The following is a 9585-nucleotide window of genomic DNA, read 5'->3' as shown; positions in this document are numbered from 1 at the left end:
CGCCCCCACCGGTGCGGCGGACGAGCGCCCCTCCGGCACACCCAGCGACTCCCTGGCCTCCTCCGCCCGGGCGATGCGGTGCGCGGCGGCCGCCAGGCCGAAGAGCACGTAGCAGTGCGCGGAGAGGATGTAGCCGGAGAACAAGTCACACACGAGATAGCCGGCCACCGAGGCCGACAGCGCTCGCGCCATCCACCCCATCGTGCGGCTGGCCGACGCGGCGAACGCCCCGCCCGACGCGCCTCCCGCGAACACCAGGAAGAAGGCCAGGCCCACCCAGCCCAGCTCTCCGATGACGTCCAGGAAGATGTTGTGCGCCACGTACGCGCGCGTCGCCTCCGGAGGCGCGTACTCCGCCCACGCGTAGCGGAAGCTGCCCGCGCCCACGCCCAACAGCGGCTTGTCCAGGCTCATGCGGCTGGCCACCTGCCACGCGTAGACGCGACCCATGGCGGACGCGTCCTCGTGGAAGGCCGCCACCGTCTCGTTGCGCGCCCAGAAGCTCTCCGGCGCGAACACCACCAGGCCCACCACGAAGAGCGAGCCCACGACGATGGCCTGGATGCGGCGCTTCTCACGGAAGGCCCACAGGCCCATCGCCACGGTCAGGCCGATGAAGCCGCCGCGCGAGTGCGACAGGACGATGGCCACCACCGCCAGCACCGCCGCCACCAGACAGGCAATCCGCCACACCCAGGCGCTGCCCTTGCGGGCCACGAAGGCCACCGCCAGCGGCACCACCAGCACCAGGTTCATGGCCATGTGGTTCGGGTCCGCGTACACGCCCACCCAGCGCGCGCGGAAGCCCTCCACCAGGTCCTCGCCCACCGTGTACCAGTTGATGACACCGATGGACGTCACCACCGAGGCCAGCACCATGGCGCCGCACACGACGACCAGCCGCTTGCCGCTGGTGATGACGTTGACGAGCGTCAGGTAGATGGCCGTCAGCTTCAAGAGCTCGATACCCGTGTAGCGCGCCACCTCCGCGTTCACCGCCCACGACACGGACAGGACCGCCAGCGAGGAGAAGCCGATGAGCGCCCACCCTCGCGCTCCGTCCAGGTAGAGCGGCTCGCCGCGCCCCAACCTGCGAATCAACATCAAACCCGCCGCCACCACCGACGTCATCAGCGCCAGCCGCAGCGGCGCCAAGGCCGGAATCCATTCGCCCGGCACCGCGTACATCACCGCGGCGAAAGCGGTCAGCGAATAGAAGGCCCACACGTCACGGCGCTGCCCCTGCTCTCCCGGCACCATGTCCCTCCTCCTCTGGCAGTCACGCGCGTACACCTCCGCGTGGGGCTGCCTGAAAGCAGAGGGCGTGCCAGGAGTCGGGCTCGCAACCGCCTGGATCTCCACGGGCCCGGAGGGGTTCCGGAGCCCGGAGCCCCTCCCAGACTGAAAAAGCTACGGGACCGGGCCGCTCTCCATCGGGAGCACTTCGGAGGCCACGGGGCTCCACGTCGTGTCCTCGAGCCACGCCGCGCCCAGCTCCTCCAGCAGCTTCGCGAGCGTCACGCCCACCATGCGGCGCAGCTCCTCGCGGGCCGTCTGGGGCACCGCGCCCTCCAGGCCCGCCAGCGCGCGTTCAGTCGCGGACGCAAGCAGCCGGGGCGCCTGGGGAGTGCCCTCGAAGAGACGGGCGCCCAGCTCCGCCCCACGGCCCAGGGGCACGGGGCGCGCTTCCGCCCGGCCGTCCAGGATGGCCATGGCCACCACGGCGGCGAACAGGCGCGGGACGCCCAGTGACTCGAGCGGCGCGCCGAAGCGGGCCACGGCCTGGCGCGCGGCCTCGGGCGTCCCGCCGAGCACGCCGCGCAGCACGTCCACCTGCGCCTCCGCGCGCGTGAGCACCGCCTCGCTGGCGGAAATCTCCCGCAGGGAGCGGAAGGGCACGGGCTCCGCGCCCTCCACCTTCAGCGCGCGACGGGGGCGCTTGCGGCGCAGGGCCTCCAGCGCGGCGGCCTCCTCCGGCAGCACCAGCAGCACGCCGTCCACCATGGCGCCGGGAGACTTCGCCAGCCGGTCGGCGCGGTACTTGAGCTGGAGCGTCAGCGTGAAGCCCGTCTGGAAGACGCGCCGGAGGGGCACGTCGCGCAGCACCTCCGTCGCCTGCGAGGGGTCCGCGCCCGTCAGGTACTCCAGGCCGAGCGACAGGGAGTCGCGCGTCATCTCCCCCACGCGGCGCACGGCGTCCAGGTCGCCCGGGTCCTCCAGCTCCGCGACCAGCGCCGCGTTGGCGACGCCCGCGAGCTCGTCCTCGGCGTTCTGCCGCTCCAGCGCCGTCAGGCCCCGGAAGGACGCATCGAGGTAGTCCACGTGGCCCTGCGACGCGGCCAGCGCGCTGGTGACCAGGGGCCTCTTCGGCGCGGCCAGGTCCACGCGGCTGAAGAGCGCCACCGCGTCCTCCAGCGACGGGAAGCCCATGTCCACCAGGCGCCCCCTGCGGAACTGGAAGGCCGTCTCCTCCAGCTCACCGGGAATCTCCCAGCGCACGGCCTCCAGCAGGCGCACCGCCTCGAAGGGGTTCTCCGCGATGAGGTCGTTGACGAGCGCGCGCACGGCGGACATCTCCACGCCCTCGGCGGTGATCTCCACCAGGTAGCGCCCCTCGGGCGTCTCCAGCGTCACGCCCTGCGGGTTGACGTCCGGGTTCTCCTCCCGGTCATGCAGCACGACGAACTCGCGCAGCACCAGCTCCAGCACCTCCAGGTCCAGCGCGTGCAGCTTGCGCAGGTACTCGGCGGTGTCGTCGAAGCCGCCGCGCGCGGCGCGCAGCCACGTGAGGGCGGCGTGCGGGTCCACCTTGTCGCGCTTCCACGCGCCCAGGTCCACGAAGGCGCGGAACTGCGCGGGGGACGCGAGCTGTACCAGCTCCGTCGCGTCCGCCAGGCCCACCTCCTGGATGGTGAGGTAGAGGCTCTCCGGAGGCAGCGCGCGCACCACCGCGCCCGCATCCGCGCCCTCCAGCAGCGCTTCCATCCGCCGCCGGGGCGACAGCCCCATCAACCGCTGCTGCAGCTCGCGCAAGGCGAGCTGCGAATCCCTGCCATTTCCCTTGCCGTTCTCGGACACGGCGGCGTGCCTACCACAGGGCCCCTCCCACCGGGAGGGGAACCCCGCCCGAGCGGCCACTACCCGATGGAATCAGTCCGGGTCCTGGGCGGCTTCCGCGCGCACCCTCGAGGCGCGGCCGAAGGTGTCCAGCAGCGCGCCCCAGACCTCGTCCACGCCCCGCCGCTCCGTCGAGGAGAACGGCAGCACCGCCTCCAGCGGCAGGTCCATCAGCTTCGCCAGCTCCTGGAGCCGGGGGCGCGTCTTCGCCTTGGTGAGGCGGTCGATCTTGGTGGCGACCACCATCACCTTGCGCTTGTGGGCCTGGAGGTAGTCGAGCGTGGCCAGGTCGTCCGGCGTGGGCCCCACCTCCGCGTCGATGATGCTCACCACGACCTCCAGGCGGTGCCGCTTCTCCAGGTAGGTGGTGATCATCTTCTCCCACTGGGCCTTGTCCGTCTTGCTGGCGCGGGCGAAGCCGTAGCCGGGCAAGTCGCACAGGCGCACCTGGTAGCGGGCGGTGCCGCGCTCCAGGTCCACGTCGAAGAAGTTGAGCGTGCGCGTGCGTCCGGGGGTGTTCGACACGCGCACCAGCTTCTTGCGGTGGGTGAGCGTGTTGATCATGGAGGACTTGCCCACGTTGGAGCGGCCCACGAAGGCCACCTCCGCGGTGTGCCCCTGCGGATAGCCCTTGGGCTCCACGGCGGTGATGACGAAGCGGGCGTCGAGAATCTTGATCACGTTGCGGCTATTTCTTCGCGGTGGCGGGAGGAGGCGTCGCCGGGGTCGCCTCGGTCCGGGCGGCCCTGCGGGCGCGCTCGGCGGACCAATGGTCGATGGCCTTCAGCGACTCCTTGAAATCGAACGGCCGCAGGGAGGGCGAGGAGGCGTCATGGCAGGAGCGGCACTGCTTCTCGGATGGGTCCACCAGCCCCACCAGCCGCGCCAGCTCCGGGTCCTTCATCACGTACTCCGGCGAGTAGTACTGCCCCCCACCGTGACATGTCTCACAGCTCACACTCGCCTGCGTCTGGGCCACCTGATCCGGCGAGTGGCACGACAGGCACCGGCCGTCCTTCTGCTGCTGCTCGGACAGGGAGCTCACGGCCCGGGCGTGCTTGGACTGCATCCACGCCTCGTAGGCTTCAGGGTGGCAGCCCTTGCAGCTGTCAGCGCCGACGAAATCAGCCGCCCCCGCCACGCCGCAGAGGGCCAGCAGGAGGACGGGCAGGAGCCGGATGCCAGGAGCGCGCATGACCTCGCGAAGTAACACTCCCCCCCGGACGGGGCAAGGCGTCTCGTGGTTGAATGCCAGCGGGAATCGTCCGTTGAAAAGAGAGGGCAGCGCTTGAGCCCCGCCCGCCCTTTCCATTAGGGAGGATGTCGTGATGAGGACCTTGATTGCGCTCGCCGTGGTGGCCGTCTCCCTTCCCGCTGTCGCCAAGCCCTGGCAGGGCGTGGAGCCCGGCGTCACGAAGAAGGACGAGGTGGTCAAGAAGTTCGGTGAGCCCTCGCGCACCGTGAGCCAGGATGGCAAGGAGACCATCGCCTACCTGGGCAAGGAGGCCATCAAGGGCACCAGCCAGGCACAGTTCAAGGTGGACGCCGGCGGGGTCGTCGAGCGCATCGACGTGTTCCCCGGGCCCATCATCGACAAGGAGACCATCGAGACGAGCTACGGCCCCGCGTGCCCCTCGGGGCCGGTGCCCTCGGCGCCCTGCTACCAGCGCAAGCTGACGGACGACTTCCGCACCTACTTCCTGTACCCGAAGCTGGGGCTGGCCATCTTCTTCAACGAGGACGGCAAGACGGTGCAGTCGCTCACGTTCACCACACAGAAGGCCGCGAAGTAGGTCCGCGCCCGTGCACGTCTTCGGGCTGACGGGCGGCATCTCCTCCGGCAAGAGCACCGTCACCCGGATGCTGCGGGAGCTGGGCGCGGAGGTGCTCGACGCGGACGTGCTCGCCCGCGAGGTGGTGGAGCCGGGCACCCCGGGGCTGGCCGCCATCGCCGAGCGCTTCCCCGGCGTGGTGGGCCCGGACGGACGCCTGGACCGGGCGAAGCTGGGCGCGCGTGTCTTCGGCAACGACGAGGAGCGCGCCGCCCTCAACGCCATCACCCACCCCCTGGTGCGGGAGGCCTTCATCGAGAAGGTCCAGGCCCTGGAAGCCCGGGGCGTCACCCGGGTGGTCTACGACGTCCCGCTGCTCGTGGAGTCCGGGATGCACGCGTGGATGGAGGGCACGGCGGTGGTGTGGGTGCCCCGGGACGTGCAGAAGGCGCGGCTGATGGCCCGCGACGGGCTGGACGCGGCGGCGGCCGAGGCGCGGCTGGCCTCCCAGCTCCCCCTGGACGACAAGCGGGCGGTGGCCACGTGGGTCATCGACAACAGCGGGGATTTGACGTCCACCCGGGAGCAGGTGGAGTCGGTCTGGCGCGCCATGCTCGCGCGCGGCTGACGGGCGAGTATGCTGCGCGCGCAATGAGCGAGACGCGCAAGAAGGCCGGCGGCGGGACGTACTTCATCACCGGCTACCCCGGGTTCATCGGCAAGCGGCTGGTGGAGCACATCGCCCGGGAGGACCCCAAGGGCCACGTGTACGCGCTGGTCCAGCCCAAGGCGCTGAAGGAGGCCCAGAAGCACGCCTCCAAGCTGAAGGGCGCCACCGTGGAGCTGCTCACCGGCGACGTGGTGGACATGCACCTGGGCCTGTCGGGCGAGGAGTACCAGCGCCTGTGCGAGCGGGTGACGGACATCTTCCACCTGGCCGCCGTCGCGCAGCTGGGCGTGCCCAAGGACACCGCGTGGCGCGTCAACGTGGACGGCACGCGCAACATGCTGGAGCTGGCGCGCGACTGCGAGCACCTGGCGCGCTTCAACCACTTCTCCACCTGCTACGTGTCCGGGGACCGGCTGGGCGTCATCGCCGAGGACGAGCTGGACCGGGGCCAGGGCTTCAGGAACCCGTACGAGGAGACCAAGTTCCAGGCCGAGCGGCTGGTGACGCGCGCGGGGGCGACGCTGCCCGTGACGGTGTACCGGCCCTCCAGCGTGGTGGGCGACTCGCGCACGGGGGAGATCGACAAGTTCGAGGGGCCCTACTACCTGGGCATCCTGCTGGTGACGTCGCCGCTCGTCGTGCCGCTGCCGCTGCCGGGCAACGGCGTGGCGCCGCTGAACGTGGTGCCGGTGGACTTCGTGGTGGAGGCGGTGTGGCGGCTGTCGAAGGACCCTCGCGCGGCGGGGCGCACCTTCCACCTGGTGGACCCCAACCCCATGAGCGCGCGGCGCGTGTACGAGCTCATCGCGGAGAAGGCGAACAAGAAGCTGCCGCGCTTCAACCTGTCCGCGCGCGCCGCCGACGTGATGCTGCGGCTGCCAGTACTGGAGAAGCTGGCGCGTCCGCAGCGCGCGGCCATCAGCTACGTGAACCACCTGGCCATCTACAACTGCCACAACACGCTGGAGCTGCTCGATGGCTCGGGGGTGCGCTGCCCTCCCCTGTCGTCGTATCTGGACCAGCTGGTGGCGTACGTGCGGGAGCAGTACCGCAAGCGCCGCGAGGGCTCCGAGGTGGAGGACCCGCTGGACCAGGGCACCGCGACGGGGTGAGTTCGTGGGCTGGGCGTGGGGCCGGCCGTGCTAGACAGGACGGCCTCATGGCACGCACGTTCCAGGTAGGCGACACCTTCACGCATGTCCGCGAGTGCGACCTGTACCGGCCGATCTACTACGCGGGCGCATCCGGGGACTTCAATCCCATCCACATCGACCCGGAGGTCGGCAAGGTGGCCGGCCTGGGGGGCGTCATCCTCCAGGGGTTGTGCACCCTGGGCTGGGCGGTGGAGGCCGTGGCGGTCTTCGTGGGAGACCCGGGCCGCATCCGCAGGGTGAAGGTGCGCTTCTCGCGCCCCGTGCGCCCCGAGGACACCGTGACGTTCGAGGGCAAGGTGACGTCCATCGAGGGCGACCGGATGGTCACCGAAGTCACCGCCACCAATCAGCGCGGCGAGGCCGTCCTCAAGGGCGCCGTCGTCGAAGCCTCCCTGGGATAGACCACCATGGCCATCGACAAGCGCTTCATCGGCCGGGAATACGGCCCGTACACGTACACGATTGGCGCGGAGAAGCTGCGCGAGTTCGCGCTGGCGCTCGGCGGCGCGCACCCGGCCGCGGGCACGCCGGGCGAGGCTCCCGCGCACGTCAGTCCCCTCCTCCACGACGAGCAGGCCGCGAAGGCGGGGCCGTATGGGGATTTGATTGCGTTCCCCAGCTTCGCCGTCGTCTTCGCCATCCGGCCCTTCGGCTCGGCGGTGGCGGACCCGGAGCTGGGCGTGAATCTGCTGATGCTGGTGCACGGCGAGCAGGAGCTGGAGTTCCTGGACGTCATGCGTCCGGGCGATGTGATGACCACCACGGGCCGCATCGCGAACATCTATGAGAAGGCGGGCATGGAGTTCGTCGTCGTCACCAGCGAGTCGCGCAACCAGCGCGGCGACGTGGTGGTGAAGGGCACCTGGACCGCCGTCATCCGCGGTTCGTAGTCCCCCGCTCGCGCCATGAGGATCGCCTTCTGCGGCACCCATCGCGCGGGCAAGTCGACGCTCATCGAGGAGCTGGCGGAGCTGCTGCCCTCTTCCTACGTGACGGTGGATGAGCCGTACCACCAGCTGGAGGAAGAGGGGCACGAGTTCGCGCAGCCCCCGTCCCTGGAGGACTTCGAGGCACAGCTGGTTCGCTCCCTCGAGAACCTGGCGGAGGAGGACGGGCGCGACGTGTTGTTCGACCGGTGCCCCGTGGACTTCCTCGGCTACCTGCGGGCCCACGAGGACGGTGACGCGTTCGACCTGGACGCGTGGCTGCCGCGGGTGCGCGAGGCCCTGCGCAAGCTCGACCTGGTGGTGTTCGTCGGCATCGAGTCGCGGGATCGGATCGCGCTCTCCGCCTCGGAGGACGCGGAGCTGCGGCAAGCCGTGGACGAGACGTTGAAGGAGCTGCTCCTCGACGACCCGCATGGGCTCGGCGTGGCGGTGCTCGAAGTCGAGGGGAGTCCGAGGGCGCGTGCGAGGCAGGTCCTCGAGCACCTCTCACGGTGACGAGGCGCCCGCCGCGGACCGTGGGCTGGCGGCTCAGACTCGGAGGAGGCGCTCCAGGGACTCACGCTCGTCCTGCAGGGAGCCCCGCTCCGGCTTCGACAAGGTCAGGGTGTCCAGCTCTCGGAGCAGGGACTTCGCCCTCGGCGCGTCGTCCAGCACCACGGCCAACTCAGCGCGCGCCAGGCATGCGCGTGCCCGCTCCACCACCGTCCCCCCGTCGGGCTTCTTCAGCGCGGCATCGAGGACCTTGGCCGCGGAGGCGTCATCGTTCTTGAAGTCGCGCAAGCGGCGCGCGGTCTTCAGCGCCTTGGCCAGGGCGGACTGGGGCTCCTGCCCGTCATCCCCGTGGCCCGAGGGCTCGTCACGACGGATGAAGATGACCGAGTTCCCGGAGGGGTCGACGATGGTGAAGCGCGACTGCCCCGTCCGCATCCGGGTGATTCGGGGGACGCCACGCAGGGGCAGCTTTCCGTACTGCTCGCGCAAGGCGCTCGCGAAGTGCTCGTGCAGACGTTCGACCTCGTCCACGATGATGAGACAGGTGCTGAAGGCCGTCGCCGGGTCCAGGCCCTTCAAGCCGAAGAAATGGAGATGCGCGCCCCCTCGTCGGGTCGCCGCGTAGGGATTCGGCGTGCGCTGTTTGTACGTCACGTCGAAGCCCAGCAAGCCGTAGAACGCGAGCGTCGAGTCCAGCTCGACACAGGGCAACGCCGGGATGCTGGCATCCGCATGCATGGCAGGTGCTCCTCTTCAACGGAGGTCCTGGAGAAACCACACAACAAGACAGGAACCTGTCATCCAGACAGCTCTCTGTCAATCAGGCCAGACGGAAGGAAGGCACAGCCGCCGAAGCGGGACTCAGGCGGCGGCGATGACGCCTTCGTCGAGGAGCTGCGCGAGGATGCGGGCGGTGTCCAGCCGCGTCATGCCCGACAGCGAGAACAGGTCCTCGAACGTGACGGCGCCGTCGATCTGCGCGAGCACGAAGCCCGCTCGGTGGTCCAGGCTGAGCCAGATGATGTCGTCGGCCTGGAGCCGGACGCGAGGCACCCGCCCCAGGTCTCCGAGCTTCGACTCCAGCATCGCCATCAGCATCCGCTCGCTGCGCGCGCGCAGCGCCTCGACGCGAGGGTCTCCAGGCGCCAGCTCCTGCGCCTTGAACAGCAGGTCCACCGCGCCCGAGTGGTCATCCAGCTCCAGCAGGTCCGCCGCGCCGCGCAGCAGCCGCTCCAGCTCGCTCTCCGTGGCGGGGACGCCGTACTCGTCCGTCTCGCCCTCGGGGACGCCGTACTCCTGCGTCGTGGACTCGTCGCGCGCGAGCAGCTCCAGCACGTCGCTCCCCGGCGAGGGCTCGTCGACGTCGGGAATCAGCACGCTGGGGGAGCGCTCCTCGTCCTCCTCGTCCAGCGGCCCGCCCTCCCCTTCCGCCC

12 protein-coding genes are annotated in these 9585 nt (G+C 70.4%); 6 read left to right on the top strand and 6 right to left on the bottom strand.

The annotated features are described in order from the left end of the window. The 4 genes from FL311_RS37310 to FL311_RS37295 all read right to left on the bottom strand — a co-directional run. Window positions 1–1260: O-antigen ligase (locus FL311_RS37310; RefSeq protein WP_141332452.1), on the bottom strand; the 1260-nt coding region annotated here is incomplete at its 3' end. Window positions 1261–1410: 150 nt separating this feature from the next. Beyond that, the gene (locus FL311_RS37305) at window positions 1411–3078 is read right to left on the bottom strand and encodes a DUF6178 family protein (RefSeq protein ID WP_194869522.1); all 1668 of its coding nucleotides are present in this window, start codon (window positions 3076–3078) and stop codon (window positions 1411–1413) included. Between the two features lie 72 nt (window positions 3079–3150). Continuing rightward, complete coding sequence (gene yihA, locus FL311_RS37300) at window positions 3151–3798, bottom strand: ribosome biogenesis GTP-binding protein YihA/YsxC (protein ID WP_141332450.1); 648 nt, start codon at window positions 3796–3798, stop codon at window positions 3151–3153. Window positions 3799–3805: 7 nt separating this feature from the next. Further along, window positions 3806–4312, bottom strand: a complete 507-nt coding sequence (locus tag FL311_RS37295) for a cytochrome c3 family protein (protein WP_141332449.1) — start codon at window positions 4310–4312, stop codon at window positions 3806–3808. A gap of 133 nt (window positions 4313–4445) precedes the next feature. On the opposite strand from FL311_RS37295, the gene FL311_RS37290 reads away from it, so the two are divergent. Genes FL311_RS37290 through FL311_RS37265 form a run of 6 tightly spaced genes read left to right on the top strand, consistent with a single transcriptional unit; the run spans window position 4446 to window position 8155 of the window. Further along, window positions 4446–4910, top strand: a complete 465-nt coding sequence (locus FL311_RS37290; protein ID WP_141332448.1) for a hypothetical protein — start codon at window positions 4446–4448, stop codon at window positions 4908–4910. Window positions 4911–4920: 10 nt separating this feature from the next. Further along, window positions 4921–5517, top strand: a complete 597-nt coding sequence (gene coaE, locus FL311_RS37285) for a dephospho-CoA kinase (protein ID WP_141332447.1) — start codon at window positions 4921–4923, stop codon at window positions 5515–5517. Window positions 5518–5540: 23 nt separating this feature from the next. Next, on the top strand, window positions 5541–6671 hold the full coding sequence (locus FL311_RS37280) for an SDR family oxidoreductase (RefSeq protein WP_194869521.1): 1131 nt from the start codon (window positions 5541–5543) through the stop codon (window positions 6669–6671). A 47-nt stretch (window positions 6672–6718) separates the two neighbouring features. Then, window positions 6719–7114: a MaoC/PaaZ C-terminal domain-containing protein gene (locus FL311_RS37275; RefSeq protein ID WP_141332446.1), complete on the top strand. Its 396-nt coding sequence runs from the start codon at window positions 6719–6721 to the stop codon at window positions 7112–7114. 6 nt (window positions 7115–7120) lie between these two features. Next, complete coding sequence (locus FL311_RS37270) at window positions 7121–7603, top strand: MaoC family dehydratase N-terminal domain-containing protein (RefSeq protein ID WP_141332445.1); 483 nt, start codon at window positions 7121–7123, stop codon at window positions 7601–7603. A 15-nt stretch (window positions 7604–7618) separates the two neighbouring features. Continuing rightward, window positions 7619–8155, top strand: a complete 537-nt coding sequence (locus FL311_RS37265; RefSeq protein WP_141332444.1) for an AAA family ATPase — start codon at window positions 7619–7621, stop codon at window positions 8153–8155. Between the two features lie 33 nt (window positions 8156–8188). Here the strand turns inward: FL311_RS37265 and FL311_RS37260 are convergent, their stop codons facing one another. Both FL311_RS37260 and FL311_RS44460 read right to left on the bottom strand, forming a co-directional pair. Further along, window positions 8189–8890 (bottom strand): VOC family protein, encoded by a 702-nt coding sequence (locus tag FL311_RS37260; protein ID WP_141332443.1) that lies wholly within the window; start codon window positions 8888–8890, stop codon window positions 8189–8191. A 123-nt stretch (window positions 8891–9013) separates the two neighbouring features. Next, a partial coding sequence (locus tag FL311_RS44460) for a hypothetical protein (RefSeq protein ID WP_141332442.1) occupies window positions 9014–9585 on the bottom strand: 572 nt, incomplete at its 5' end.

Origin of the sequence: Myxococcus sp. AB025B (assembly GCF_006518215.1) — a bacterium.
Taxonomy (GTDB): domain Bacteria; phylum Myxococcota; class Myxococcia; order Myxococcales; family Myxococcaceae; genus Myxococcus; species Myxococcus fulvus.
The sequence above is the reverse complement of the archived record's forward strand: the minus strand, read 5'-3'. Positions and strand labels throughout refer to the sequence as shown.

Coding starts and splice junctions, on each gene's coding strand:
- FL311_RS37295 (WP_141332449.1), bottom strand. CDS start 4,312: ATGCGCGCTCCTGGCATCCGGCTCCTGCCCGTCCTCCTGCTGGCCCTC.
- FL311_RS37290 (WP_141332448.1), top strand. CDS start 4,446: ATGAGGACCTTGATTGCGCTCGCCGTGGTGGCCGTCTCCCTTCCCGCT.
- FL311_RS37280 (WP_194869521.1), top strand. CDS start 5,541: ATGAGCGAGACGCGCAAGAAGGCCGGCGGCGGGACGTACTTCATCACC.
- FL311_RS37275 (WP_141332446.1), top strand. CDS start 6,719: ATGGCACGCACGTTCCAGGTAGGCGACACCTTCACGCATGTCCGCGAG.
- FL311_RS37270 (WP_141332445.1), top strand. CDS start 7,121: ATGGCCATCGACAAGCGCTTCATCGGCCGGGAATACGGCCCGTACACG.
- FL311_RS37265 (WP_141332444.1), top strand. CDS start 7,619: ATGAGGATCGCCTTCTGCGGCACCCATCGCGCGGGCAAGTCGACGCTC.
- FL311_RS37260 (WP_141332443.1), bottom strand. CDS start 8,890: ATGCATGCGGATGCCAGCATCCCGGCGTTGCCCTGTGTCGAGCTGGAC.